26 protein-coding genes are annotated in these 26,966 nt (G+C 62.3%); 21 read left to right on the forward strand and 5 right to left on the reverse strand.

Annotated elements, in window-relative coordinates; all coding sequences use genetic code 11:
- Positions 1-14 precede the first annotated feature (14 nt).
- Both ACOABP_RS28855 and ACOABP_RS28860 read right to left on the reverse strand, forming a co-directional pair.
- Entirely contained in the window at positions 15-1,235 is a 1,221-nt protein-coding gene (locus ACOABP_RS28855) for an FAD binding domain-containing protein (RefSeq protein ID WP_474231194.1), read from the reverse strand.
- Positions 1,232-1,711, reverse strand: a complete 480-nt coding sequence (locus ACOABP_RS28860; RefSeq protein ID WP_474231196.1) for a VOC family protein — start codon at positions 1,709-1,711, stop codon at positions 1,232-1,234. Before ACOABP_RS28860 ends, ACOABP_RS28855 begins: the two co-directional genes overlap by 4 nt.
- A 493-nt stretch (positions 1,712-2,204) precedes the next feature.
- Between ACOABP_RS28860 and ACOABP_RS28865 the strand changes: the two genes are divergently transcribed.
- The 12 genes from ACOABP_RS28865 to ACOABP_RS28920 all read left to right on the forward strand — a co-directional run bounded on the left by ACOABP_RS28865 (position 2,205) and on the right by ACOABP_RS28920 (position 15,560).
- Positions 2,205-3,263, forward strand: a complete 1,059-nt coding sequence (locus ACOABP_RS28865; protein WP_474231197.1) for a porin — start codon at positions 2,205-2,207, stop codon at positions 3,261-3,263.
- Between the two features lie 235 nt (positions 3,264-3,498).
- Positions 3,499-4,686, forward strand: coding sequence for an alpha/beta hydrolase (locus ACOABP_RS28870; RefSeq protein ID WP_474231393.1), 1,188 nt, complete (start codon positions 3,499-3,501; stop codon positions 4,684-4,686).
- 45 nt (positions 4,687-4,731) lie between these two features.
- A complete protein-coding gene (locus ACOABP_RS28875) occupies positions 4,732-6,438 on the forward strand; it encodes an AMP-binding protein (protein WP_474231198.1) in 1,707 nt (568 codons plus the stop codon).
- A gap of 13 nt (positions 6,439-6,451) precedes the next feature.
- Positions 6,452-7,330 carry a VOC family protein gene (locus tag ACOABP_RS28880; RefSeq protein WP_474231199.1) on the forward strand — a complete coding sequence of 293 codons (879 nt, stop codon included), beginning with the start codon at positions 6,452-6,454 and terminating at the stop codon, positions 7,328-7,330.
- Positions 7,327-8,487, forward strand: coding sequence for an FAD-dependent monooxygenase (locus ACOABP_RS28885; protein WP_474231201.1), 1,161 nt, complete (start codon positions 7,327-7,329; stop codon positions 8,485-8,487). The genes ACOABP_RS28880 and ACOABP_RS28885 overlap by 4 nt, the downstream gene beginning before the upstream one ends.
- Entirely contained in the window at positions 8,484-8,933 is a 450-nt protein-coding gene (locus ACOABP_RS28890; RefSeq protein WP_474231202.1) for an acyl-CoA thioesterase, read from the forward strand. The genes ACOABP_RS28885 and ACOABP_RS28890 overlap by 4 nt, the downstream gene beginning before the upstream one ends.
- Positions 8,934-8,953: 20 nt before the next feature.
- Positions 8,954-9,712 (forward strand): maleate cis-trans isomerase family protein, encoded by a 759-nt coding sequence (locus ACOABP_RS28895; RefSeq protein WP_474231204.1) that lies wholly within the window; start codon positions 8,954-8,956, stop codon positions 9,710-9,712.
- A 64-nt stretch (positions 9,713-9,776) separates the two neighbouring features.
- Positions 9,777-11,024: an MFS transporter gene (locus ACOABP_RS28900; RefSeq protein ID WP_474231205.1), complete on the forward strand. Its 1,248-nt coding sequence runs from the start codon at positions 9,777-9,779 to the stop codon at positions 11,022-11,024.
- Between the two features lie 202 nt (positions 11,025-11,226).
- Positions 11,227-11,916, forward strand: coding sequence for a TetR/AcrR family transcriptional regulator (locus tag ACOABP_RS28905; RefSeq protein WP_474231206.1), 690 nt, complete (start codon positions 11,227-11,229; stop codon positions 11,914-11,916).
- Positions 11,917-12,070: 154 nt separating this feature from the next.
- Entirely contained in the window at positions 12,071-13,027 is a 957-nt protein-coding gene (locus ACOABP_RS28910) for a Bug family tripartite tricarboxylate transporter substrate binding protein (protein WP_474231207.1), read from the forward strand.
- Positions 13,028-13,062: 35 nt separating this feature from the next.
- A complete protein-coding gene (locus tag ACOABP_RS28915) occupies positions 13,063-14,265 on the forward strand; it encodes an MBL fold metallo-hydrolase (protein WP_474231209.1) in 1,203 nt (400 codons plus the stop codon).
- 119 nt (positions 14,266-14,384) lie between these two features.
- Positions 14,385-15,560 (forward strand): porin, encoded by a 1,176-nt coding sequence (locus ACOABP_RS28920; RefSeq protein WP_474231210.1) that lies wholly within the window; start codon positions 14,385-14,387, stop codon positions 15,558-15,560.
- Between the two features lie 134 nt (positions 15,561-15,694).
- Here ACOABP_RS28920 and ACOABP_RS28925 read toward each other — a convergent pair whose 3' ends face one another.
- Positions 15,695-16,522 carry an IclR family transcriptional regulator gene (locus tag ACOABP_RS28925; RefSeq protein ID WP_474231211.1) on the reverse strand — a complete coding sequence of 276 codons (828 nt, stop codon included), beginning with the start codon at positions 16,520-16,522 and terminating at the stop codon, positions 15,695-15,697.
- Between the two features lie 91 nt (positions 16,523-16,613).
- On the opposite strand from ACOABP_RS28925, the gene ACOABP_RS28930 reads away from it, so the two are divergent.
- The 5 genes from ACOABP_RS28930 to ACOABP_RS28950 are packed head-to-tail and all read left to right on the forward strand — an operon-like array spanning position 16,614 to position 22,966.
- A complete protein-coding gene (locus ACOABP_RS28930) occupies positions 16,614-17,459 on the forward strand; it encodes an enoyl-CoA hydratase (protein ID WP_474231212.1) in 846 nt (281 codons plus the stop codon).
- Entirely contained in the window at positions 17,443-19,533 is a 2,091-nt protein-coding gene (locus tag ACOABP_RS28935) for an acetate--CoA ligase family protein (RefSeq protein WP_474231213.1), read from the forward strand. The genes ACOABP_RS28930 and ACOABP_RS28935 overlap by 17 nt, the downstream gene beginning before the upstream one ends.
- 58 nt (positions 19,534-19,591) lie before the next feature.
- Positions 19,592-20,563, forward strand: coding sequence for a Bug family tripartite tricarboxylate transporter substrate binding protein (locus tag ACOABP_RS28940; RefSeq protein ID WP_474231214.1), 972 nt, complete (start codon positions 19,592-19,594; stop codon positions 20,561-20,563).
- Between the two features lie 4 nt (positions 20,564-20,567).
- Positions 20,568-21,785, forward strand: a complete 1,218-nt coding sequence (locus tag ACOABP_RS28945; protein ID WP_474231215.1) for an acyl-CoA dehydrogenase family protein — start codon at positions 20,568-20,570, stop codon at positions 21,783-21,785.
- On the forward strand, positions 21,770-22,966 hold the full coding sequence (locus tag ACOABP_RS28950) for an acyl-CoA dehydrogenase family protein (RefSeq protein WP_474231217.1): 1,197 nt from the start codon (positions 21,770-21,772) through the stop codon (positions 22,964-22,966). Before ACOABP_RS28945 ends, ACOABP_RS28950 begins: the two co-directional genes overlap by 16 nt.
- Before the next feature lie 194 nt (positions 22,967-23,160).
- Here ACOABP_RS28950 and ACOABP_RS28955 read toward each other — a convergent pair whose 3' ends face one another.
- A complete protein-coding gene (locus ACOABP_RS28955) occupies positions 23,161-23,589 on the reverse strand; it encodes a hypothetical protein (protein WP_474231219.1) in 429 nt (142 codons plus the stop codon).
- A 359-nt stretch (positions 23,590-23,948) separates the two neighbouring features.
- On the opposite strand from ACOABP_RS28955, the gene ACOABP_RS28960 reads away from it, so the two are divergent.
- From ACOABP_RS28960 to ACOABP_RS28975, 4 genes are all read left to right on the forward strand, one after another.
- Positions 23,949-24,467: a dethiobiotin synthetase gene (locus ACOABP_RS28960; protein WP_474231221.1), complete on the forward strand. Its 519-nt coding sequence runs from the start codon at positions 23,949-23,951 to the stop codon at positions 24,465-24,467.
- A 167-nt stretch (positions 24,468-24,634) separates the two neighbouring features.
- Entirely contained in the window at positions 24,635-25,252 is a 618-nt protein-coding gene (locus tag ACOABP_RS28965) for an RNA polymerase sigma factor (RefSeq protein ID WP_474231223.1), read from the forward strand.
- Positions 25,245-25,922, forward strand: coding sequence for an anti-sigma factor family protein (locus tag ACOABP_RS28970; protein ID WP_474231224.1), 678 nt, complete (start codon positions 25,245-25,247; stop codon positions 25,920-25,922). The genes ACOABP_RS28965 and ACOABP_RS28970 overlap by 8 nt, the downstream gene beginning before the upstream one ends.
- A 141-nt stretch (positions 25,923-26,063) precedes the next feature.
- Positions 26,064-26,291: a hypothetical protein gene (locus ACOABP_RS28975; protein ID WP_474231225.1), complete on the forward strand. Its 228-nt coding sequence runs from the start codon at positions 26,064-26,066 to the stop codon at positions 26,289-26,291.
- A 172-nt stretch (positions 26,292-26,463) separates the two neighbouring features.
- On the opposite strand, the gene ACOABP_RS28980 is transcribed toward ACOABP_RS28975, so the two are convergent.
- The gene (locus ACOABP_RS28980; protein WP_474231227.1) at positions 26,464-26,961 is read right to left on the reverse strand and encodes a hypothetical protein; all 498 of its coding nucleotides are present in this window, start codon (positions 26,959-26,961) and stop codon (positions 26,464-26,466) included.
- Positions 26,962-26,966 lie beyond the last annotated feature (5 nt).

The following is a 26,966-nucleotide window of genomic DNA, read 5'->3' on the forward strand; positions in this document are numbered from 1 at the left end:
GTTGTCCTTGGCGGTCAGAACTGGCGCGAGACTGCGGTTTCCCGCATGACCGCTTCGGGCGTCCGATAGCGTTCGGCCATCGCGCGGTCTTCGTCGCTCTTCAGTTGCGCCTGCATATAGGCACCCAGATGGCGGGCGTGCTCGACGATTGCCTGGCCCACTTGCACACGTTCGCTGCTGTAGGCTTCGAGGCCGATTTCGATCGTCGGCGCATCCGAGAGGGCGCGCACCAGTGCCATGGCATCGCCAGCGGCCTTGGTGACACCCATGCCGCAATGCGGTCGGGCCACAAAGGCAGCGTCGCCCAGCAGCGCGACCCGGCCAAACGCCATCTGCGGGACGGTCAGGTCATAGATCGGTTGGAAGAGCGGGTGTCCAGTCCGGGCCACGACTTCGGCAAACTGGGGCGCAAGCAGGTCAGAGGCAGCGCTTTCCATCTCGGCGAGGACGTCGGGACGGATCAATCCCGGCGGAATGCCGGTGGACCAATATTTGCCGTTGGCATCGGTAAGCAGATCGGCCAGTTCGCTTTCGCCAGTGGCGCGATACCAGACGAAATTGAATCGACGCCTGCCCGGCGCGGTACTGTTGTGCTCGCCAGCGACCGGGTAGCCGAGGATCTGTTCGTGTGGCGGCAGGCAGAATGCGAATTTGTCGAAGATCGCCGCATGCGTGGCTGGCGTCAGACCGGCCTCGTCGACCAGACCGCGCCAGGCGATATAGCCTGCGTACTCGAGCTGTGAGGACGGCAGCACTTGTTCTCGGACCGCGGATCGAAAACCGTCGGCGGCGATCACCATATCGGCGCGGTGCATCGAGCCATCCTGCAGCGTGACCGTTGCATAGTCGGCATGCGAAGCCACCGCCGTCACATGCGCGCCAGTGCGATAGATTCCCGGGAAGGCCTTGCCGAGTACCTCGTACATCTTGCCCCAGGCGGTGAGCGTCTGCGGCAGTTCGCGGTTGGACACCGCGCTGCCGTCGCGCGCCAGCGTCACGCGGGTATTGACGGATACGCCAATACTGTCATCGACGGTCACACCGGCAGCCGCCAGCGCGTCGAACAGCTCCGGGTGCGTGACAATGCCGGCGCCACGGCCCGTCAGGGCTTCGGGCGTGCGCTCGAAAACCTCCACCTCCCAGCCGCTGCGCGACAGAAGATTGGCGGCGAATAGCCCACCGACGGAGCCGCCGATGATGATGGCCTTGCGTGGCGATGATTGGGTTGCGGTCATGCCGTGGCTCCTGCTTCGGCTTGCGAGTGTTGCGGCGGGGTCAGGCCTGCCACTTCGTCTGCGGGGTAGTTGAGTTCGATGGTGACGCCGGACGGGTCTTCAATGAACACCTGGTGCAGGCCCAGACTGGGGACAGTGCGGTCGCGCCAGGCGATGCCTTCGGCACGCAGCGTTTCCCACATGGCAGCGACACCCGTCGCCACAAAGGCGATATGGTCGACGGTGCCGGTACCCGTTTCCGGCAGCGCCTTGTCGCCCAGATAGGCCGTCAGGTCGGCGGGATTGTTCGGGTCGATGCCAATGATGTGGACCGTGCCGAATTCCCGTTCGTCGTCGCCCATGTAGAGCCACGCGCCGGGGAAATCGAAGGGTGGCCGGTACCCGCGCCGGAACCCCAGGATGCGTTCATAGAATGCGCACGACCGTTCGAGGTCCGTTGTCCGGATTGAATAGTGTGCGAGCTTGGTGATCGCCATGGCTGCCTCCATTAAATTATCAGTCGATCAGTGATCGGTTGATAAATGGTAGTGTCGGAAGAAGCGTTAGCCAAGTGTCAGGAGGCTAGGTATTTACCCTAGAGGGTGGTATCGGCAGATGCGTCGCAAAGGGGGGCGGCACGCTTTACGCGGTTAAACGTGCTGAAAGCGGCGGACGTTGCAGCAGTGTTAAGGGCCTCCGATGTGATGGCCGTTGGCAGCGCCAGTGGCCCCGGAGCAGGCGACGCTCTCTTGAGATGGACGTGACTGTCGCGATGAGCGGGCGGTTTGGCCAGGGCGTTCTGCCTGCGACCGCCGGGCTGCCTGAGTGCGGGAAAACCATTATTTGACTGGGTATCAAAAAATCCGTACCTTTAATTGTGTGTATGTCAATTAACGCGGCGCCGTAGTGCATGCCCCCATGCCCGCCGCGCAAGGGCAGCACCTCGCAGGCTGATTCAGGCCGCGATCGAAGACAAATTACGGAGGAGCAATGAAACGAAGCCTGGCCATCGCCGGTGCGCTGCTAGCGACCGGTGCGACCGCGCACGCCCAATCGTCTGTCACGCTGTACGGTGTTGCAGACGCTGGTATCGAATATCTGAATCACGTACCGAACGCCGCCAAGCAGTCGTCGAGCCTCGTGCGCATGACGTCCGGCAACATCGCCGGGAGCCGTTGGGGCTTGCGTGGTGTGGAAGACCTCGGCGGTGGGTTGAAGGGCGTGTTTCTGCTCGAAGGCGGCATGGTGCTCGATTCCGGCATGGCCGCACAAGGCGGGAGATTGTTCGGTCGCCGCGCCTATGTCGGCCTGGACACGCCGTATGGGCAGGTCACGATGGGACGTCACCACAATCTGACGTTCGACCTGATCATCGGCTTCGATCCGATGTACTTTGCGCCCAAGTATTCGTCGTATTCGCATGACACCTGGCTGGCAGGACGTACCGACAACGCGGTGAAGTACACCGGAAAGTTCGGTGCGCTGACGGCTTCCGCGCTCTACAGCCTCGGCGTGGACTCGACGATTGCAAATGGCAGCGAAGTCCCTGGCAACAGCCGCGTGGGCCGTGAAATGAGCGCGGGCTTTTCCTATGACATGGGCAAGTTCCGGCTTGCCGGTGTCTTTGACCAGCTCAATGGCACCTCTGCTGCCACGGCGGGGCGGACCGAACGTCGCTACGTGGCGTCGGCTGCGGCCGACTTTGGGCCAGTGTCGGCCTATTTTGGTTATCGGCGGCTGGTTAGCCAGATCCTGACATCGATGACGCGCACGGACCTGTTCTGGGCGGGCGCCACCTACAACTTCAACCAGGCGTTTGCGTTGACTGGCGCGGTGTACAAGACCAATGACCGGACCTCGGCGAAGGACCCGATGTCGTTGGTGATGTCTGCCGATTACCGGTTCTCGAAACGCACGGACGCTTACCTGACGGCCTCGTACACCATGAACAAGGGCGGCTCGGCGTTGGGTGCCAATGGGTATGACGGCACCGTGATCGCCGGTGCCAATCAGTTTGGCGCCGTTGTTGGCCTGCGGCACAACTTCTGATCGTTGTCGACTGGACGCGCCGGCTGGGTCGCGTCTTGCGGGTGTGCCGCCTTCGCGGCACACCTTTTTTTCCAGGGATGCGCAGCTCGGATTGGTGCCCGGAATTATTTGACAGCATGTCAAATAAACACTAGATTATTGAGACGGTCGCATTTACGAAGGAGACAGCGTGAGCGAACAAGACAAGCCGCAAGTGACGGCAGGAATGCGGGGTGCCTCTTGGGACGCCCGGCTGATGGATCGCCCGTATCAGATGGTGCCCTATGCGCTGGGCACGGCCGATGGACAGCGCACGCTCGGCTTCCTGTTCAGCGTCACCGGCAAGGAGAAGACGGTTGTATCCCTGATGCACCCGCGCGAAATGGCGATCACCCACTACCTGCTGCCATTTGTGCTCGATGCCGGATGTGCCTGCTGGGTGCAGGGGCCGCGCTCGATCGGCAACGACCTGCGCCTGGAGCACGAGATCGCGTTGTTCGATGTCGCGGCCGGCATGACGCACCTGCGCGATCTTGGCTATGAAAAGATCGTGCTACTCGGCAATTCGGGTGGCGCGGGCTTGTACACCTTCTATAACCAGCAGTCGCTGACGCCGCGTGAAATGCGCATCGCCCGGACACCGGGTGGCCGCCCGACGAACCTGGGCGAACTACATATGCCGGAAGTCGATGCGTTCATTCTGGTGTCGCCGCACCCGGGGCAGGGCAAGCTCCTGATGAGCGGCATTGACCCGTCGGTCACGGACGAAGACGACCCCATGCAGACGGATCCGACGCTCGATCCGTTCTCGAAGGTCAACGGGTTCGATGCGGAGTCCGGCAAGGGCCGATACGCGCCCGAGTTCATCGAGCGATATCGTGTCGGCCAGACCGAGCGCGTTGCGCGCATCGACGCTCGGGCCAGGGCGATGCTACGGGCCAAGCAGGAGGCGCGGCAGCAGGTGAAGGCTGGTTCGGCGACCGATGCAGACCGTCGGCTGGCTGCCCATGCCCCGATCTTCGAGGTCTGGCGTACCGATGCCGACCTGCGTTCATGGGACATCTCCCTGGACCCGTCCGACCGGAAAACCGGCTCGCTCTGGGGCAAGGATCCCTTTGTGTCCAACTGGGGCAGTGTGGGTTTCGGGCGCGTCGTCACGCCGGAATCCTGGCTCTCTACCTGGTCGGGGCTGTCATCCAACGCGGCGCTGGACAAGACGATCGGCACGTTGCATCAGCCCACGCTGCTGCTCGAATACACCGGCGATCAATGCACGTTCCCGGCGGATATCCAGGCCATCTACGACCAGGTCCCGGCGGCGCACAAGCAGCATGTTCGCGTGCGCGGCAACCACCACGGCATGGCGTTGAGCCGCGAGGAGGAGCCCGGGCAGCGCGTTGCCGGCCGTCATATCGTCGAATGGCTGCGGGAATCGATGGTCTGAGCGGCACCGCGGACCATTCCCATAAAAATACAGAGGTAGACAAAGATGCTGCAACCCACCCACGTACGCCCGACCGTATTGCTAGACGGCGTGCGCTATCCCGATGAAGACCGCCTCCGCCGATATGTGGGCGAGGGCTACCTGACAGGCGAAACGTTGGTCGGTGCCTTCCGGCAATCGTTCCGCGACCACCATGACCGGCTGGCGCTGGTGGGGCCGGAGGGCGAGTTCACCTATCAGGAATTGGACGAACAGACCGACCGCCTCGGGGCGGCGCTGCTGGCGCTGGGCCTGCGGCCGCTCGACCGTGCGGTCTTTCAATGCGGGAACAGTAACGAGTTGCTGTTCGCATTTCTCGGCTGCCTGAAGGCCGGCATCATCCCGTTGTGTTCGCTTCAGGCATTCCGCAAGCTGGAAGTGGGTTACCTGGGCAACTTGTGCGAGGCGCGCCTGCATTTCGTGCAAGGAGACGACCCGAAGTTCGATGACGTTGCGTTTGCCGAGGAGATGCAGGCGGAAGTGCCGAGCCTTCAGTTCATCCTTCAGGCACGTGGTGAGCGTCGCGGACGAGCCGTACTGCTGGCGGACCTGATCCGCGACATGCCGCTGGCGCGTGCCCAGACGCTGTTGGCAGAAGTCAACCACGAGCCGTTTCAGGCGGCGGTGTTCCAGTTGTCAGGTGGCACCACCGGTGTGCCGAAGATCATCCCGCGCTTTCAGAACGAGTATCTGTACAACATGCGCGCAGTGGCCGCATGCAACGGATACACCGCGGACGATGTGTTGTTCTTCCCGACGCCGTACATGCATAACCTCAACATGGGCTGCTTCTTCGGTCCGTTCCTGTTGAGTGGCGCGAAGGTGACGGTGGCTCCGGATATCGGCGAGGACACGCTGCAGTCCCTGGTTCGCAACTACGAACCGACCTGGTTCGGCGTCGCCGGACCGATCCTGAATCGCATCGCGCCGGAACTGCTGCGCGGCACCGCCTCGGACAAGGCGCGGCGCAACTTCATTGCACCGAAGAACGCCGCCAACCTGACACGCCTGACCGGCTCGCCGACCCATCATATCTTTGGCATGACCGAAGGCGTGATCATGTTTACGCGCCCGGAAGACCCCGCGGAGATTTGTGACCAATCGATCGGATACCCGGTATCCGATGCCGACGAAGTGCGTATCGTCTATCCCGGCACCGAAGACGCCGTGGCTGATGGCGAGGTTGGTGAAGCATTGTTCCGCGGGCCGTACACCATCCGCGGCTATTACAAGTCCGAGAAGGAAGATGTCACGCGCTTTACGCCCGACGGCTTCTACCGCTCCGGCGATCTGATGTCCGTCCAGGTGGTCGACGGCAAGCGCTACTACTTCTTCCGCGGACGGATCAAGGATGTTGTCGACCGGGGCGGTGAAAAGATCAATGCCGAAGAGCTGGAAAACGTCATCAACCAGCACCCCGCGATTCTGGCATCAGCGGTTGTTGGCATGCCCGACAAGGTCTACGGCGAGCGTGTCTGCGCGTTCGTGCTGCTCAAGCCGGCAGCGGCGGCCTCGGGCCTGACGCTGCCCGGGCTTACCCAATACCTTCAGGAAGCCGGCCTCGCCAAGTTCAAGTGGCCTGAGCGGCTGGAGATCATCCCCGAGTTCCCGCTGACGGCATCGGGAAAGCTCAGCAAGGTTCTGCTGCGCGACCGCATCGTCCAGATGCTGCGCACCGAAGCGGACAAAGACACTGTTCACCAAGCAAAGTGAAGAAGGAAGAGACATGAACCAATCCACGCAAGGCGCCCACGCCAATGTGCCTGTCGTCGAATTGCACGGCGTTCATCACACTGCCCGGCCCACCTGGAAACTTGCAGAAACGGTGCATTTCTATCGAGACCTGCTTGGCCTGCCGCTCGTTCATGCGATATCGGCGAAAGGCTGGGGGCCCGACAATCACGCGGACTTCCTGCATTTCTTCTTCGATAGCGGCAACGGCAGCACCATCGCCTTCTTCTATTACATCGGAACCGAGCGGCCAGACTGGCTGACCGTGCGCGAGCACTACCAGGACCGCGCCACGCACACCGCGTGGCGCGTGCGCGACGAAGGCGAGTTGCTGCAATGGCGCCAGCGCGTGGAGGCGGTGGGTATTCCGCTGCGTTACCAGATTCGCCACGAGGTCATCGAGTCGATCTACTTCAACGATCCGAATGGCTATCCGATCGAAATCACCTGGCAGGTGCGCCCGTTCAGCGAAGCCGACAGGCAGGACGCGGCGTTCACGATCGATTCCGCCATTGAGCTGGAACGTGCGCGCGAGAAGGGTGCAGCCTTTGTATCGATCGAACCCGTCTGGCAGCGCAAGGCCGAGCGAATCGAGCGAGTCGTGCCGAACGGCGAGAAGGCATCGGTCTACGTACTGGATGTGCCCGAGTTCGCACCTCTGATCGACGTGGCGCGCAAGACCGATGGCTATCAGACCACGGCACTCGGCAATGGTTACGTGCGCATCGACGGAAACCCGACCTTGCAGTTCCGACGCAAGGAGCTCGGCTTCAAGCCTGCGGTCTGGTATGGGGCCTTGACGGGCGGGTTGGCCGGTAGCATCCGTCAGTTCGACATGGATGCGTTGGTGGTGGCTCCGGGAGATGCGCAATGAAGGTGGCAATCATTGGCGGTGGCCCGTCGGGGTTGTTCCTGTCGATCCTGCTGAAGGAGCGGATGACGCAGGTCGACATCGATGTATTCGAGCAGAATCCGGAGGATGCGACGTTCGGATTCGGCGTGGTCCTGGCCGATACCGGTCTGTCGAATCTCCGGTCGGCCTCACCGGTTGTGGTGGGCCGACTGGCGAAGGTCATGCGTTTCAACGATCAGCATTCGATCGTCAGCCATGAGCACCCCATCGTCATGAAGAAGCCGGGTGCTGGCGGCGGTGCCATACCGCGCATCAGCCTGCTGTCTGTGCTGCAGGAGCGCGCCAAGGAGCTGGGCGTACGGGTGACCTACAACAAGCGTATTGCCAATTTCGATGCGCTCGATGCCGACCTGGTTGTCGGGGCGGACGGCATCGGCTCCCAATTGCGTACTGCCAACGAGGCTGCCTTCGGCACGACGCGCCGCACGCTGACGAATCATTTCGCCTGGTTCGGTGTGGCAAAGCCTTTTGCGAGTCCGGCTCTGGTGTTTCGCAAGTACGAGGGTGGCTACTTTGTGGCCCATTACTACCCTTACTCGGATTCCATGAGCACGTTCGTGGCGGAGTGCGACCATCAGACCTGGGTCGACTTCGGCATGGAGGAGATGAGCGCGGAAGCGCGACAAGGCCTCTTTGAGACGGTGTTTGCGCCGGAGTTGGCCGGCCACGGACTGGTCTCGAATAACTCGATATGGCGGCAGTTCCCGGTCATCCTCAATGCGAACTGGCATGTCGGCAAGCAGGTGCTGATCGGCGATGCATTGACCAGCGCGCATTTCTCGATCGGATCGGGCACCCGGATTGCCATGGAGGATGCCATGGCCCTGGCAGACGCCATCGTGGCCCACCCGTCCGACGTGCCGGCCGCGCTGGAGCAGTACGAAGCCGTGCGCAAGCCGGAGAAAGCCAAGCTGATCAGCGCTTCAGAGGCTTCGTACAACTGGTATGAGCGCATCCGCGAGTGGATGGAGCTTCCCACCCCGCACGAGTTCGTGTTTCGCTTCATGACGCGTACCGGTCGCGTTGACGCGGAACGTCTGCGCGCGCAGTTCCCGGCGCTGATGGCCGAGCTGGCCGCAGGCGGCGTGACTGCCGTGGCCGCTGAAGGCCAGCCATGATTTGCGCCACGGAGTACGTGCTCAGCGACAGCCCGTTCGTGGTGCGGCGGACCACGCGATGGGGCGATTGTGATCCGGCTGGTGTGGTCTATACCGGCCGCTTCACCGATTACCTGCTCGGCGCGGTCGGCCTCTACACCGCGCACATGGCGGGCGGCGAGGGCAGGCTGGGCGAGGTCCACGGCGTCGGGACGCCATGCAAGGCCATGAGTTTCGAGTTCATCGGCACGCTTTGGCCGGGCGACGTGATCGATATCACATGCAGCGTCGAAGCCATCCGAACCAAGTCGTTCGATATCCGTTGCGTGGCGCGCCGACCTGACGGCGCCCTGGTCTTCGACGCCATGTTTTCGCCGATCTGCGTGCGCCTGGACCGGCGCGAAGGCACCCCAATTCCCGACTCGCTGCGCGCGGTGCTCAATCGCTTCCTGTCGCCAGCGCCCTGAATCGTTTCCTGGAAATATCAATGTCGAAGTATCGAATCGGACAAATCGTGCCCAGCTCCAACATCACGATGGAGCGTGAAGTCCCTGCCATCTTCAATGCGCGCATGCAGGTGCTGCCCGAGCAATTCAGTTTTCATGCGAGCCGCGTGCGCATGCATCGGGTGGTGGCCGAGGAACTGGAGAGGATGAACCGGGATATGGGGCGTTGTGCACTGGAGCTGGCCGATGCACGCGTGGATGTCATGAGCACCGCTTGCCTGGTGGCCACCATGTGCATGGGCAATGGATATCACCGGCAGGTCATCGAAGAACTCGGTGCGGCCATCGGTGAGGCCCCGTATCGCCCGCAGATCATGACGTCGGCCGGTGCGCTGGTCGAGGAACTGAAGGACTTTGGCGCCCGCCGCATTTCGCTCATGGCGCCCTACAGCGACGCCCTGACGAAAACCGTTGTCGAGTACATCGAGCACGAAGGTATCGAAGTGAAGGATGTGATCAATTTCTCGATCCTGGACAATCTCGAGGTCGGCGAGCGGGATCCGCTGCAACTGATCGAAGACGTAAAGCGTCTGGACACCAAGGGTGTCGACACCGTGGTGCTGTCCGCCTGCGTGCAGATGCCGTCGTTGGCTGCGCTCGAACCAGCGCAGCAGGCCCTGGGCATTCCGGTGACGTCGACGGCCGCCTGTACCGTGCGGCAGATGCTGCGCAGGCTTGGGCTGGAAGCCAAGGCCCCGGGCGCCGGCGCTTACCTGGGCAGCCAGACCGGACTGCGCTGAGCAGCCGCTCATCCACAAGGCGACCGCCCACGGAAGGCGGCGCCACGATCACGGAGACCCTGATATGCAAGACGCCCCCCAAGTATTGCCCCGTGCTGCTGGCTGGATCTACGTCAGCGTAATCCTCGGTGCTGCCCTCGGCATGCTGGCCGGATACGCCCCCTTGTTCAATGCGACGGCTGGCGTCTTCGTGAGGCCGCTGGCTGCGGAGTTCGGCTGGGGCCGGTCGCAGGCGTCACTGTCGTACGCGGCGTCGATGTTCGGGCTGGCCGTTGTCAGCCCCATCGTCGGCGCCATGATGGACCGGTTCGGCATTCGTCGGGTCATCGTGTGTTCGGCGATTGTCTTCGGCCTGGCCACGGCCGCGATGTCACTGCAGAACGGCAGCATGCTGATGTGGGTGGCGCTTTCGGTCGTTGTTGGCGTGTCCGGTGCGGCCACCTCGGTGCTGGGCTACCTTGCCGTGCTGCCCCAGTGGTTCGATCGTCGGCTGGGGCTCGCGCTGGGCATGGCAATGTGTGGCCTGGGGGCTGGCACCGTCATTCTGCCGATGACGGCGCAGTTTCTTGTCACGACGTTTGGGTGGCGTACAGCCTACGTCGGCCTGGGTGCCGGGTCCGTTGTGCTGTCGCTGGCAGCCTGCGGGCTGCTACGGGAGCGGTTCTCCGGTGCGCGTCGGGCAAAGCACGCGCCCGAAGGTCTGGCGCTGGGTGTAGCACTGCGTAGCTATCGGCTCTGGACGATCTGGCTGGTGTTCGTACTGAGTTCAGCGGCCACGTTGTCCCTGGGGCCGCATCTGCCATCGCTGTTCGCGGATCGTGGCTTCGATGCCGCCATGGCCGCGCGGAGCGCCTCGATGGTCGGAGTGGGGCTCCTTGTCGGGCGGCTGCTCACCGGGTTGCTGATCGACAAGATCCATGCGCCGCTGGTGGCAAGCGTCTTTTTCGTCGGCGGCGCCATCGGAGTATTCCTGTTGCGCGGAACGCATGACTACACTGCGCTGCTGGTGGCGACGACCCTTATCGGCCTGACCATCGGAGCGGAAGGCGACCTGATTTCCTACCTGGTGCGCTCATACTTCGGCCTCGCATCGTTCGGTTCACTGTTCGGCATTGCTTTTTCTGGCTACGGACTCGGTGCGGTCATTGGCCCGATCGGGCTGGGCGCGTGGTTCGACCGGCATGGCAGCTACGACGTCCCGCTGCTGGTCCTGCCGTGCATGCTGCTGGCCGCCGCAGCGCTGGTCCTGTCGCTCGGGCGCTACAGGGCGGCCTCTGAAGGGAAGGGTGTGGCCGCGGCGGCTTCGGCATAGGGATATGCGGAAGATGGCATCCCGGCCGATCGGGGATAGAATTGGCATACCACCAATTTTCAGTCGGTCTGATCGTCCATCGCCCATGCCTGCCGCCCGCAAGTCGCCTGCTGCAAAGGTTGCCGCACAGCCTACGCCCAATCCCGCGCCGCGCCGCCGCGGCCGGCCGCCGAAAACGGAGTCTCCGATTGGCGCCGAGCCCATGCTCAGCCGCACGACGATCCTGCAGCATGCGATCAAGCTGACGAAGTCCGTGCCGCTGGACCAGATCTCGATGGTTCAGCTTGCCAAGGATTTTGGCGTGGCACCGGGGCTGATCCACTACTATCTGGGCGGCCGCGATCAACTGGTGTCAGGTGTGCTGAACGATTACTATCGCCAGCGCACCCTGCGGATCCCCCCGCTGACTGGCGACTGGCGCGCGGACGTCGAGCGCATCGCACGGCTCAGTTTCCAGGTGGCAGTGGAAAACCCTGGCGTCAGCAACTATGTGGCGTCGCACAACCGGTACCGCCTGTTTCAGGATGTGCAGCCGGGTGAAACCGACTATGGCCTGGAGTTCTTCAACCGGATGACGTCGGCCATCATGCAGGGCGGGTTTGCTGCCGAGCAGGTTGCCTTGGGCTACCACTTGCTGGCGCAGTACCTCGTCGCGGCGAGCATGGCCGAAGCCTCACGCCAACTGCCTGCCTATCACCAGGCCTTTATACAGAACAAGCTGGATTCGGTTTCGGCCGAGCAGTATCCCGGTGCCCGCTTTGTCAGCCAGTCGTTCTCCCAACTGTCCTCCGATACTGCCTTCGAGGAAGGCCTGCGCATCACGCTCGATGGCATCGAGGCCTGGCAGCGTGACGTAAGGCCCGTGAAGAAGAAAAGCGCGCGTTCTGCGTAAGCCGGCAGGGCGGGGTTATCTCCGTCCGATGTCTCCTCGCTAGTGGTATCTACTTATTTGAGATGCAGTCAATAAAACTACAATCATTATTTGACTATATATCAAATAAGTGCCGCGACGATGGGGTCGCCGGTACGCCAGACGTGGAGACATCATGAAACGCCCCTTCCTCGCACTGACGCTGTTCGCCATGGCCGTCCCGGCCTTTGCCGGCACGTATCCAGACAAGATGGTTCGGATTCTCGTGCCATCGATCGCGGGCAGTGCGCCGGATATCATCGCCCGGCAGGTTGCCGAGCGGCTTACCAATACCTGGAAGCAGCAGGTGATCGTGGAGAACAAGCCTGGCGGTAACGGCATCGTCGCGATGAGTGCCCTCAAGCAGGCGCCGGCCGATGGGTACACCCTTGTCCTGTTTCACGCAGCGGCGGCCGTCACGACGCCCGTGATGTACAAGGAAGCAAAATTCGACATCCAGCGTGATACCGAAGTGGCTGCGACGCTGGCGTACACGCCGATGATGTTCGTGGCAGGTCCCGCGACGTCCTACAAGAATCTCGGCGACGTCATCAAGGACGCCAGGGCACGTCCTGATGACGTCGTGATCGGGAGTCCTACCCGTGGCTCCGTTCCTCATCTCACGGCCGAAATGATGGGGCAGATGCAGGCGGCGAAGTTTCGGCAAGTGAGCTTCAGCGGAACGACGCAAGCCATCCAGGCCGTGGTGAAAGGTGATATCCCGATCTATGTCGACGGCATCGCACCGCTCGTGCCCCTGGTGCGTGGCGGTCGCCTGAAGGCGCTTGCCGTAACGTCGGACGTGAATCTTCCCGGCCTGGAGGGTATTCCGCTGGCCAAGGACGTGGCGCCTGGTCTTGTCGCCAAGGGCTGGTTCACGATCTTCGCGCCCAAGGGTACGCCAGTGCCGGTGCTGGACCGCGTCAATGCTGCCGTCAACCAGTCGTTGACGCAGCAGCCATTTGTCGACCGTCTCAAAGACCTGGGTACTTATCCGATGCCCATGTCGCGGCCGGAAGGCGCACGGTTCATCGAGGTCGAGAAGCTCCGTTGGGAGAAGGTGATTTCGGACGCCGGCGTGAAGCCGGAATAGTGCCGGCCCAGTCCTGACCTTCCTTTGGAGCATACATGCGCAACATTCTTTCCCGGGCAAAGGCTGGCCCGATCAATGGTTTCCGCCTGCTTTGTGCGGGAGCATGTGCGGCGCTCGCCGTCCTGGCTTCGGCCTCTCATGCAGACCCGATCGGGCAGGCGCGCCGTCCCTCGGTGGCGCAATCCGGGCCTAGCCTCGTGCTGCTGGGTACGGCCGGCGGCCGGACTTCATGGCGAGGTTCGCAGTCTGCGGGAATTGCCTCCGCGGTAGTGGTCAACGGCCAGGTCTACCTCGTCGATTTCGGTGCGGGCTGGCTGCGGCGCTACTTCCAGGCGGGATTGGGCGCGCCGCCACCCGGACGAGGTCTTGAAACACTACGCGCGGCGTTCATCACCCATATGCACGCGGACCACATCGTCGATTATCCGTCGCTAGTCCTGTTTGGCGCGTCGGACGGCTTGGCCGAACGGCGCCAAAAACTCAAGGTGATCGGCCCTGGCTCACGCGGAAAACTCCCACCCGCGAGCGGAGGTAACGATGGGGTGGCGGACGTCGTGGCCCCCGAGCAGCCAATGCCTGGCACTGTGGCCATGACCGAAGCGTTGTACCGTGCGTTCGCGGCGGACATCAATGACAACATCCTGGATAGCCGCAAGCCGAATCCCCATAGCCGCGTGGATGTCATGGATATCACACTGCCGGCTGGCCTTGACGTCGATCCCGATCGCGACCCCGCGCCGCCGATCGCACCGTTCGAGATCTACCGTGACGAGAACGTCAGGGTGACAGCAACGCTGGTCAACCATGCTCCCGTCTATCCGGCATTCGCATATCGGTTCGACACCTCGAATGGATCCGTTGTCTTCTCAGGCGATACCAGCCCCGACCGGAATCTGATTCGGTTGGCGCAAGGCGCTGATGTGTTGGTGCACGAGGTGATCGACACCGCCTGGGTGGATTCACTGTACCCGAAGCCCCGGAGCGCGGCGCAGGAAGCCAAGGCGCACCATCTTGTGCACGCGCACACCGCCGCAACGGATGTCGGTGCCGTCGCCGAAGCGGCTCATGTCAAAACCCTCGTCCTGTCGCATCTGGCCCCCGCCGACAGTGACCCGCACCGTTGGGCAGCAGCCAGTCAAGGCTTTTCGGGGCAGGTGATCGTTGGTCGCGATCTCCAGTGGATTCCTCTTGTGTCCCCTGCGCCCGAGTCAAAAGCGCGCGCGGGTACGACGCCTTAACTTCCCTAATTCCTTTCCATGGCATATGCACGCCCAAGGCGTGCGGCCCGCGCTCGTCCTGACGGCGAGGCTGACGATTCCTGCAAGCCAGATGTATCACGACAAAAAAGGAGACGGTGGTGAAATTGAATCGTTTTGCAGCAGTTGCCCTGGCCGCGTGCTCAGGGTCTGCATCGGCCCAGTCGAGCGTCACGCTCTACGGGGTGGTCGACGCAAGCATCGAGTACGTGAACCACGTGGGCGCGGTGCCAACAGCGGCCAATGGATTTAATCCAGGGCCTGGTCATGATGTCGTTCGCATGAACTCGGGCGGGTTATCCGGTTCCCGTTGGGGCATCCGCGGCGTTGAGGACCTCGGCGCGGGGACACAAGCTGTATTTGTGCTCGAAAATGGATTCAACGGCGACACCGGCACGATGCAACAGTCGAACCGACTATTCGGTCGGCAAGCTTTCGTAGGGATAAAGAACGCGACCTATGGCCAGATTAGCCTTGGGCGTCAGTACACCTCATTGTTCGACAGCATTGTCAACTTTGTGCCGGCGTACTTTGCCACGCAGTACGAGCCAATCACGCTCTTCACCGGTGCGAACTTCCGAGAGGACAATACGATCAAGTACACCTTGAATGCGGGCCAATTTACCGGCGTGGCGCACTATTCGTTCGGCACTGGCGTGGCGTTGCCGCAGACCGTGCAGTCGGGCCTGGCGATCGGCGGCAATGGCGAAGTGCCAGGCCAGGCGCGAAGAGACAGCGCCTATGGCGCTTCCCTGTCCTACACCGGCGGGGCCCTGTGGGCAGCTATCGGGTATGACCAGTTCAATCCCTCCATTGGCACGACGACCAGCGCAAGCAGCGGCAGCTTCCGGAAAGCCACGGCCGCGCTGAGCTACAGCCTGCCTTGGGGGCGAGTGATGGGAGGCTATCGTTGGGGGCAAAACAAGACGCCGGCGGGCGCAACGATCGGACGCGATGATTTCTTCTGGGTCGGCGGCATCTATCAGGTCACGCCGGCGTTCAGTCTCACGCTCGAGTACGACTATGACAAGGTCCGCAACGCATTCGGCAACACTAGCGTCGCCAATCCCTGGCAGGTGAACCTGATTGCGGATTACAACTTTTCGAAGCGAACGGATGTGTACCTGTCCGCCGCCTACGCCAAGAACGCGGGGTTGATGTTCGACTCGGCGCTGATTGCCTATGCAAATAGCCTGGCGCTTGGCAACAGCTACGTACTTGGCAACGGCAACTCGTCAATGCTGGGCGTGTCGATTGGCGTTCGGCACAAATTCTGAGATAGCGCATACCGTCCGGTCTCACGCTGCCAATTGTTGGCAGGTGAATCGGGCGGTATGGCAGCCGCACCTCGCGGCTGCCCCGAATCGGGCGAGCGGTGTCGGGCACTATCTCGGACACGCATCAAAGCCGCTCAGCGCTTCTCTCCCGTGAATCCCACCTGCGACAGCTCGCGCGCCATCATTGCGCCGAGTTCGTCGCGCCGGCCTGCCGTCATTCTGCTGCTGATCGCGCCGAAACTGATGGCGGCGAAAGCCCCAAACGGCAACGCAAACGCGCAACCCACGCCCGATACCCCTTCAGTGATGGTGTCGACGATTTCGGCATACTGTTTGCGTCGCGTGCGCGTTACAGCCGCCATCAAGCGCGTGATCGGCATATCTGCCTGGGCATACAACGCACTGCGGCGTTTGTGAATCTCACGAATGGCGGCATCGGGCATTGCGGACATGAGTGCGAGGCCACCCGCGCCAATCCCCATCAACCTGCGTTGCCCCGGGACTGTCGTGAAGACGCGCACGGGAAAAGACCCTTCCTCACGGTGCAGGCAGACAGTGAAGTCGCCCTGCTGCACAACCAGGAAAACCGTGTCGCCCGATACCCGCGCAAGCTTCTTCATGATCGGCAGCACAAAATCGACGATGGGCGCCTTCTCCGACGCCGCGGCGCCGAGCTGCATGGCATCGATACCCAGCCGATATCGCTTGCTTTCAGCGTTGCGCTCGACAAAGCGCTCTTCCTCCAGCGAGCACAACAGTCGATAGGCCGTGGGCCGCTCAAGGCCGGTCGCGATGACAAGTTCGGCCAGCGTCGCGCCTTCCTCCTGATGCTGAGCCAGTAGCCGAAGGATTTCCAGTCCTCGCCGCAGCGTCTGGGCGCCGGCTGTCTGCCGCCCCGGAAGCTTGTCGTCGGAACTATCGGTGGGTGTCCTGGCGGTACGTCGGGTTTTCGCTACGTCCATATAGTGGTCATTCAGCGGGTATGTGTTTGTATTGTAGAAATACCTCCTTCTACACTCGAACGCAACCTGAATGATCAGAACCGGAGACGCAATGCCTTACACCACCATCGAAATCGAACAACGCGACGCCGTACGCCGCATATGGCTGGCTCGCGAGGGTGCCCGCAACGCCCAGAGCCAGTTGATGCTGGATGAACTGGATCACGCGCTTGCGGATGCTGCGCAAGACGATTCGGTACGTGTCGTGGTAATCGGTGGTCGGGGTGCGCATTTCTCGGCCGGGCACGATCTCAAGGAGGCGCAGGAAAAGCGCGCCGATTTCACGGTCGAGGAGCGCTGGGCGTACGAAAGCCGGCGCTACTTTGACTACTGCATGCGCATCTGGGACTTTCCCAAGCCCACGATTGCCCAGGTACAGGGCGCTTGCGTATCCGGCGGCTTCATGATTGCCAACATGTGCGATATGGTCGTGGCATCCGAATCGGCCTACTTCTCCGACCCGGTGGGGCATTCGCTCGGGGCGGCCGCCACCGAGGTGCTGATTCATCCGTGGGTGATGGGCGTGAGGAAAGCCAAAGAGATGCTGTTCACGGGGGGACGCATTGACGCGGAAGAAGCGCTGCGTATTGGCATGGTCAACCGCGTAGTGGCCGATGATGAGCTACTGGCGCAGACGGACGCGCTCGCCGCGCGCATCGCGCAGGCACCACCGTTCGGACTACATCTGATCAAGCGCTCGCTGAATCGATCGCTCGATGCGCAGGGTTTGCGCACGGCGTTGTCGGCGCACTTCGATACGCACCAGCTTTCCCATCTTGGCGAAGGTTTCCAGCGCGCACGCGATGCCGGTCTCGCCAAGGCGATCATAAAGAACGCCGCCAGCACCGCGGTCGACACGGGGACAAAGGGAGGCCGCGATCATGGCGCACAAGCTTGAGCCGTTGCTGAACCCGTCGTCGATTGCCATCGTTGGGGCAAGCGACAAGCCCGGCCGGATCGGCGGCATGCCGATCGACCTGCTGGTGCAATTCGGCTATGCGGGCGACATCTACCCCGTCAATCCCAAGTACGAGAGCGTGTTTGGCCGACGGTGCCTCGATTGCGTAGAGGACCTTCCTTACGGTATCGATCTGGCGGTGCTGGCGATTGCCGCCGAGGATGTGACGGCGATGCTGGAGCGCTGCCACGCCCGCGGCATTCGCGCAGCCATCGTCTATGCTGCCGGATTTGCCGAGGCTGGTGAAATGGGCGCCGCGCTGCAGCGCACCGTGGAGGCCTTCGCACGCGAAAGCGGGATGCTCGTGGCGGGGCCGAACTGCATGGGATTCGCCAATTTGAACACCCATGCGTACACCGCATTCGCCTCTGTGTTCAAGACCGCGCCACGGCAGGAGGAGTGTGGGCGCGTGAGCCTGCTGACGCAAAGCGGGAACGTATGCGCAGCCGTCTTCGCCATCGCCCGCGAACTTGGCGTGCCGTTCAGCCAGTTTATCAACACCGGCAATGAGGCTTGCATCGACTTCTCGGCGTATCTCGACTATCTGGCAGAGGATGCGCAGACGGACGCCGTGATCGGCTATATCGAGGAGCTTCGTGACGGCCCAGGATTCATTCGCGCGGCGTCGGCATGCGCGGAGGCCGGAAAGCCGCTGATTGTCTACAAGGCCGGAGAAACCGACAAGGGCCGTGAGGCGGTGCGCTCGCATACCTCGGCCTTGGCAGGAAACCAGGCAATCTATCGTGCCGCATTCGCGCAGCTGAATATCATCGAGTGCCAGGACTTCGCGCAGATGGCCCACATCGCGGAGCTGTCGCGCTATCGGGATCGATCGGCCGGACGGCGTGTGGCGATTGTCAGCATCTCCGGCGCGGTTGGCGCGATCCTGGCTGACAAGTGCATTGGTGCGGGGCTGGAAGTGCCGACGCTCCCCAGCGAACTGCAGGAAACGCTGCGCGCCGGGATCCCGGACTACGGCATGGTGTCGAATCCGATCGATGTCACCGGAAATGTGGTCAATGACCCAGGTTTCGTCCGTACGGCGCTAGGCGCGCTGGCAACGGCCGAGACCATCGATACGATCATCGTGTACGCCCCCGGCTATCTGCTCGATCGGATGGCGGATGACCTGGCTGGCGTGTCGGCGCAACACCGTCGGCTTATCGTGGCTGTCGATACGGGGCGCGCGACCCGGCGTGACGATCTGCGCGACGCCGGAATTCCCGTGATGACGGATATCGGCATGACGATGCAGGCCTTGGCCCCCTTCCTGCACTGGCAGGAGCGACGTGCGCACAAACCGTGGCGTGCGCTTGCCCAGGCATGCACATTGCCATCAGGGCCGGACCGGCTGGCGCGCAACGAGCATGAAGCGCGGGCCTGGTTTGTTTCGCAGGGTGTGCCGACAATCGCCGAACGGATTGCTACGACGGCAGAGGAAGCCGTCGCCGCCGCAACCGCACTCGGATACCCCGTTGCGCTGAAAGTGCTCAGCGCCGACGTGCCGCACAAGACGGAAGCAGGCGGTGTGCAGTTGCATCTTGCAACGTCCGGGGCAGTGCGCGAAGCTTTTGACGTGATTTTGACCAACGTGGGCCAGCATGTGCCAGACGCCCGGATAGAAGGCGTGGTCGTGCAGAAGATGGCGCCGCCCGCCGTGGAGTTGATCGTGGGTGCGGTACGCGATCCGGTCTTTGGTGCCGCGCTGACGGTCGGACTAGGCGGTACGCTCACGGAACTGTACCGCGATGTCAGCCATCGGCTGCTGCCCGTGAATGCGCAGGACGCACGCGTGATGCTGGGCCAGTTGAAGGCATTTCCCTTGCTCGACGGGTACCGGAATGCGCCGCTACGCGATGTCGACGCGACATGCGAAGCCATTGCGGCATTTTCCCGCGCGTTCCTGGCGCTCGGCAACGGCGCGGCGGAAGCGGAAATCAATCCGTTGGCGGTGTATGAGCGTGGGCATGGCGTAGCGATGCTCGATGCCCTGATCCTGCCCGCGCAGCACTAGGCTGTATTGCCGGTCAACGGACGCCGGACGTTCGATAACGAAAACATAGGAGACTGCCATGATCAAACGCCTGCTCGCCGGGGCCATTGCGATGTATGCCGTGTCGCTGGGTGCGCCTGCGGCCGCTGCCGATACCTATCCCTCCAAGCCGGTCCGCATCATCGTGCCGTTCACCCCTGGCGGCGCGGCGGACATCATGACGCGCGCACTGGGCGAACGCTTGCGCAAGCAAATCGGGCAACCCATCGTCATCGAGAACAAACCTGGTGCCGGTACGGTGATCGCATCGGATTATGTTGCCAAGCAGGCCCCCGATGGCTATACGCTGCTGATGGCTGCCTCGTCGCTGGGAATCGCACCGAGTATCTACAAGAATGTCAGCTATGACCCGGTCAAGGACTTTGCCCCCATTACGCTGGTGGCATCGGTCGTGCATGTGCTGGAAGTCAACGCATCGTTGCCCGTCCACAATGTCAAGGAACTGATCGCGTACATGAAGAACAGCCCCAAGCCATTGAGTTATAGCTCGGCCGGAACGGGTACGTCCACGCATCTGGAGGCCGAGTTGCTGAAATCCATGGCGGGCGTCGACATGACGCATATTCCATACAAAGGTAGCGCGCCGGCATTGACCGATCTGGTGGGAGGGAACGTTCAGGTAATGGTGGACGCGTACGCGTCGTCGGCGCCGTTCATCAAGGCGGGCAGCGTGCGCGCGCTGGCGGTAACCACGGCCAAGCGTTCCGCGACGTTGCCCAACCTGCCCACAGTGGCCGAATCCGGGCTGCCGGGCTACGAGGCGATGCCGTGGCTTGGACTGCTGGCGCCGGCCGGCACGCCTCCAGAAGTGGTGCAGCGTGTCTACGCTGCGGTACAGGAATCGTTGAAGGATCCGTCGTTGGTGCAGCAGTTTCAGGATCTGGGCCTCGACATCATCGGCAACACGCCTGTGCAGTTTGCCGCGTTCGTCAAGCAGGATGCCGTGAAATGGGCCAAGGTCGCCAAGACTTCCGGCGCCCAGGCGGACTGACGCCATGCGCCTGACGTTGACGGAAACGCAGACGCTGCTGGAGTCGAGCGCGCTGCATTGGCTGGCCGGCAATGCTGACGCCATGCGCGACGGTGACGATGCCGATGAATGCTGGTCCAGGTTCGCGGAGATGGGATGGCTGGCGCTGCCGCATGCGGAAGCCGATGGTGGCTTTGGCGGTGGGCCAATCGAGGTGGGTTTGCTGATGCGCGCTTTCGGGCGGAATCGGACGGGTGCGGCGCAGTATCGAAACGGGGTCCTCATGGCGGCTCGTCTGCTGGACGAGCTAGGCACGCGCGTGCAGCGCGACACATGGCTAGCCGCCCTGACGGAGGGCGAACGGCGTCTGGCAATGGCGCATGCAGAGCCGGGGCAGGAGAACCCTTGGGCGTTACCGTCCACCGTTGCAACATGGAATGCGGATACGCGGCAGTGGATGCTGCGTGGCAAGAAGTCAATGGTCGTTGGCGGTAAGAGCGCCGGCGCAATCATCGTGAGTGCCACCGTCCATGCTGAACAATCCCGGCTTGGCCTGTTCATGTTGCCAGTGGATGCCGCGGGTCTGGCGTCGCGGCCCTGCAAAAAGGTGGATGGCAGTGCCGCGATCGACATCGTGCTGAATGACGTGACAGTTGACGAAGCGGCGCAGCTCGGCACAGAGAGGCCCGCCGCTGAAGTTACGGAGACGTTCTTCGCCCTTGTTGCCGAAGCACTGATTGCCTCATGCTGGGAGGCAACCGGAGCGATGCGAGCGGCGCTGGAAGCGACGGTTTCGTATGTCACGCAGCGTGAGCAATTCGGTCGGACGCTTGCGTCATTCCAGTCGGTCCAGCACAGGCTTGCAGAGATGGCGGTGTGTTGCGAGGAAGCTGCGGCGGCCTGCGAGCTGGCGGCGCTGCGCGTCGCCGCCAATCGCAGATGGGCATGCAACGCGGCTTCAATGGCGAGGTCTTGTACTTGCCGCGCCGCACGCTTTGTCGCGGCGAACGCCGTGCAGCTGCATGGTGGGATGGGTGTGTCGGAGGAATTGCAGGTGGCCGGCCTGTTCCGGTTGCTGACGCGATTCCAGCTTGAGGACGGTCATGCCGATTGGCATTCCGCCCGGCTTGGCGCTGCCATGAGCGTTGGCGACTGGCGCCAAAGCCAGACGCTGCTGGACCCCATGAGATCGATCGAATCCCCCGTTCACAAAGAGGAGACGCGTGAATGGATCTGCAACTGACGCCGGAACTGATTGCGTTCCGGGATTCCGTACGGCAGTTCCTGGCTGACCAACTGACGCCCGAGCTGCGTCGAGGTCAGCAGCTAACGTCGGCGATGTACCCGGAACCCGAGGTATCGGGCCCCTGGCAGGCGCGACTGCGCGAACGTGGCTGGCTGGTACCTCTCTGGCCTCGCGAATGGGGTGGCACCGGATGGAGCGCCGCCGAGCGCTTCATCTTCGAGACCGAATGTTCGCTGGCGGGTGCGCCGCTCGTGCATCCGATGGGCGCGAGACTTGTGGGTCCGGTAATTCTGCAGTATGGGACGGACGCGCAGAAGGCCGAACATCTACCCCGGATCCTGTCTGGCGAAGACTATTGGTGCCAGGGTTTTTCCGAGCCGGGTGCGGGTTCGGACCTCGCCTCTGTCCGCACGCGGGCGACGCGCGACGGCGACGACTATATCGTTAACGGTAGCAAACTGTGGACCACACACGCGCATCATGCGAACCGCATGTTCGCGCTGGTACGGACAAGCAATGAGGGGCGGCGCCAGGAGGGTATCAGCTTTCTGCTGATCGACATGGCGACCCCGGGTGTCTCGGTGCGTCCTGTTCCGACAATTGGAGGAGACCACGACGTCAATGAAGTGTTCCTTGACAATGTGCGCGTGCCGATTGCCAACAGGATCGGTACCGAGAATCAGGGTTGGGAGTGCGCGCGCTATCTGCTTGAGTTCGAGCGTGGCGCCGGGATCTTCAGTCCACGATTGCGAGGACAGTTGAAACGCATCGGTGACGTGCTGGCCTCCGCGCCCCGGTGCGAGGACGATATCACCGGGCAATCATTGCGCTCGCTCCGGTTTGGCACGGTGTCCGCCGATCTCGATGCATTTGAAATGCTGGAGCTGAAGACAATGTGCTCGGTGCCACCTGGCGAGCGGCCTGGCCCCGTGGCATCCATCCTGAAGCTGCGCGCCAGCCGGCTACGGCAGGCCATCAGCGAAATGGGGCTGTCGTTGTTGGGGGAGGAATGCTTGCGATGGCGCGCGGCCGACGACCTTGATGATCCCGAGACCCCGGACGACGCATTGCGCGACTGTCTGCTTCCCGACTTTCTAAACGCCCGTGCTTACACGATTTTCGGCGGAGCTGCCGAAATCCAGCTTGGAATCATCGCGAAATCGTGCCTCGGGATCTGACGTCGCAGATTATTCGTTGCGCAACTGAGTGATCGTCGAGAAAGGCTATGTGGTCGCCCTTACCGTATCCGGTCAGATTTTAGGGTGCTACGGGTACATCGCGTGCCGATATCCCTTGCAGGAATGGCCGTCAGGGCACGCGACCGTGCGTGACGGCCCGTGATGCCGTGTCTTGTCTCGTGCCCTGTCTGCTGTCAGGCCATTTCGCTAACAGCTTCGTCAGCCAGCGCGACTTCCGCCTTGTCGGGCACATTGCTTTCCGCCACTGCGCTGTCGACCTCGGCAACCATGTCGCCCAGGCCGATGACGACCGTGATATTCGGCGTCCAGTCCTTGCGGTCGGTGCTGACCTCGGCAAATGTGGTCACCGTTGCGGTGTAGCCCTGCGCTCTGAGGTCGTCGGCCAGCCGTTGCGCGCGCGGCTCCAGCGCTGCTTGCGGATTTTCTTCGCTGATGTCGAGTACCAGCCTGGTCTCGAATTCATCCTTGCCCCTCTGTATTGCCATTTGCATTGCCTTGAGCTGCTTGTTTGCGAGCGCGACGAGCTTGCTGTACCTGGATTCTTCCTGGCTGGCGCGCAGTGCCTTGGCGGCGTTGATGATTTCGGTGCGGTCCACGAACATGATTGCCTTTGGAGATGAGGAGAGAAAGCGCGGGCGCCGCACGGGCTTGACTTCAGCGGCCCGCTTTTTCGGGGTGCGACGACAACTGTATAAATATACAGTGTTCTTCGGCTGGCCGGCAAGGTGTTGGGGCGTTTTTTAGTGCTTCTTCAAGCCGATTCTCACCAACTCTCCGAAAAACACGCGCTTGTGGACGTCGTGATCAGGCCTGCGGTGCCGGCGGCATTCGCGCGAATAACTTCTTTCGCGTTGCGGTTGTACAGGCGTGGGCAGGCAATTGCGGACGCACTCCACGATCCAGCGCTGCCCTTGCGCCGCCGGCCGGCGGCTTGCTGCATGACTTCTGATGGAGTCTCATCATGATTTCCAGTTTTCCAAGATCGACAAAGGGGCTGCCACGCCTGTGCCTCGTTGGCCCGCTTCTGATGCTGGCCATAGTTGCATTGGCCGGCTGTGCCAGCGCGAAATGGCAATCCGTGATGCCAGGCACCAGCGAGGCCGAGCTTCGGGCCACGCTCGGCGCGCCGAGCGAGATCTACCAACTTCCTGATGGCTCCCGGCGCTGGCTCTATCCCGCGCCTGGGCAGACCAGATGGGCCGCCGACCTCGACCACAGCGGGTTGGTTGTCAGCGTCCGGCAGATGCTAAGCGCGGAGGAGTTTGGCCGGGCCAGGATCGGTGAATGGACCACACGCGATGTCCTGACTCGATTTGGGACGCCTGCCGGGACGAGCCGCTTTCCGCTCATGCACCGCGAGGTCTGGAGCTACCGGTTCGCGCAAGACAGCATCGCGTTTGCGACGATGAACTTCTACTTTGATCCTGCAGGCATCCTGCGGCTCACGCAGGTCATGCCCGACTTTCTGATGGACTCGTAGGCGACTCTCACAGGCGGTATGCGCTCCTTGTCGCGTTGTAGTGAACCCCGTATACCGTCTGATGTCGCGTTTTATTCCCGGGCCTGCGGACGCGGCAGGCGTTCGCAGGCCCGGGAATAAATATCGGTGCCAACCGGTTCTACACAGGCCAGGAACAGGAGAGCACCGTGATCGCAACCGACAAGTCCAGCCGCTTCGCGGAGGTGGCGTTGCCGCATATTGATGCAGCCTACAATCTGGCGCGCTGGCTTAGTGGTAGCGCAAGCGATGCGGACGATATCGTGCAGGACGCCTATCTGCGCGCATTTCGCTTTTTTGACAGCTTCAGCGGTGATAGTGCGCGCGCATGGCTGCTGGCCATTGTCAGGAACACCTGGTTCACGGAATGGCGCAGGCGACGCGACGCCGCCGATGGCACCCCTTACGACGACACGCTGCACGGCGATGAACGACTGCCGGGTTGGATCGACGATATCGGTTGCAATCCGGAAATGCTCGCCATGCGCAATGACGATGTGCAACTCGTTCACCGCGCGCTCGAGCGCTTGCCACCCTTCTATCGCGAAGTGCTCGTCCTGCGCGAGCTTGAAGACATGAGCTATCGCGATATAGGTGTCGTTGTCGACATTCCGATTGGTACCGTGATGTCGCGTCTGGCGCGCGCGCGTCACCTGCTCTGTGCTGCGGTAGGCGACGAGCAGGCCAGGGTGCGTAACAGCGCCAACGACAATGCGCCTCGCCATATGTCGGTGCAGGAGCGTTCGATGGGAGCACATCATGAATGACGGTGCCATGGAAAAATCGTTGCATGACATGCTGCACGACGGCTCGCTCTATCATCGCGCGCCGGCGCATCTGATTGCGCGCGTGCGGATCGGATTACCTCGCGAACCGCAGCCCCGCAGGGCCCGGTTTACCTGGCCCGCATTTTCGTCGGGTGGTGCGCTCGCGTGGGCAGGGGGCGGTTTCGCCGGGATGGCGATCTCGGCTCTGGTCTTCGGCGCGTTCACCCTGGTGCGGCCGCCGCAGAGTGACCCCTTGGAGCAAGCAATCGTATCGAGCCACGTTCGCGCGCTGTTGTCGCAGCACCCGGTCGATGTGGTGTCGACCGACCAGCACACAGTCAAGCCTTGGTTCAACGGGCGGCTCGACTATGCGCCCCCGGTCACCGACCTCGAGGCAAAGGGTTATCCGCTGGCGGGCGGACGAGTGGACTATATCGACCACCGCGTCGTTGGCGTACTGATCTACCGCTACCAGAAACACCCAATCGATCTCTATATCCTGCCGACGACGAACGGCGCACCGGCGCCGGCAGACTACGCCACCAATGGCTACGCGATTGCCCGTTGGCACCAGGACGGCATGGAATTCTGGGCCATCACTGATGCGGAGCCTGCGCACCTGCATGACTTTGTACAAGCACTCCGGGCTTCGCAAGGCGAGCGGGAATAAACCACACGCCGCCAGCGTTTTACTGGTGCACGGCACGCTGTTTCAACACTGAGGCTGCGAGTCGGGCGGTGCCAAGGCCCAATCTCTGCAGCAACACGCTCTGTGCCTGGGAACCTCAACTTACCTCATCTGGAGATTGTCATGAAATTCCTGATTCCATTGGCGGCCTTCTCCCTTGCCGCATTCTCAGCGCAGTCCCATGCCTTCGCGGGTCGCACCGAAACGACCTGCGCCGACTGCTATACCCACGTTGCTGCGGCCCGCGATCCGTTCACCGACGGTGCGAGGACCGGCAAGTTCGATGTCTTCACGGACGGCGAGAAGATCACCGATCCGCGCGATCCGTACACGGATGGTGCTCACGCCTGAAATCCTGCTGCTGGCATGCTGCCGCGCAGTAGCCGCTATCGCGGATGTCTGTGCGGCGTGCCTGTGCTCCAACACCGCTGGTCGCCAGGAAGAAGAGGCCTGCCGGTCTCTGCCCCAGGGCGCATCCTGGTCCGCAGCATTGCTGCTGTCAGGGGAGGCTACCGACCAACTATCAGCGGATTTTTCCGAATCCACTATCCGCCCATCGCGTCGCGCTGTCCCGCGTCAGCCGAAAATCCGCTTGAACATGGATGGCGGCGAGAACATCCCCGGTTTGACCCATAGCCGTCAGCGTGCCGAAGGGTTCGAATTCGTCCGGGGTGATCGCAAGCTTGACGTTCACGATCTGCGATGCCGTCTCAATGGTTATTTCCCGGTTCAGTTGTGCATGCAATTGCTGCTCGTGTCGTCGGATCACCTCTGAGGCCGTCTTCACCAGGGTCTGATGGGCGGTGGCATCGAGCGGTTTGGGATCGACCTTGTTTCTGCCCATGGTCCACGGGCCGACGAGCGCAGGCTCGGCGCTGCCGTCGCGCGTCATTTCCACGGCCCAACCGTCGCCGTCCTCGTTCTTGATGACCTTTGCCGTCCAACCTTTGTCTCGCCAAAGGCGCGGTTCATAAATCTGGGAGGATTCGTCTTCCGAAACAGCGGTGTCGTCGTGGGACATAGCGA

This window comes from Cupriavidus sp. HE11, assembly GCF_056097175.1.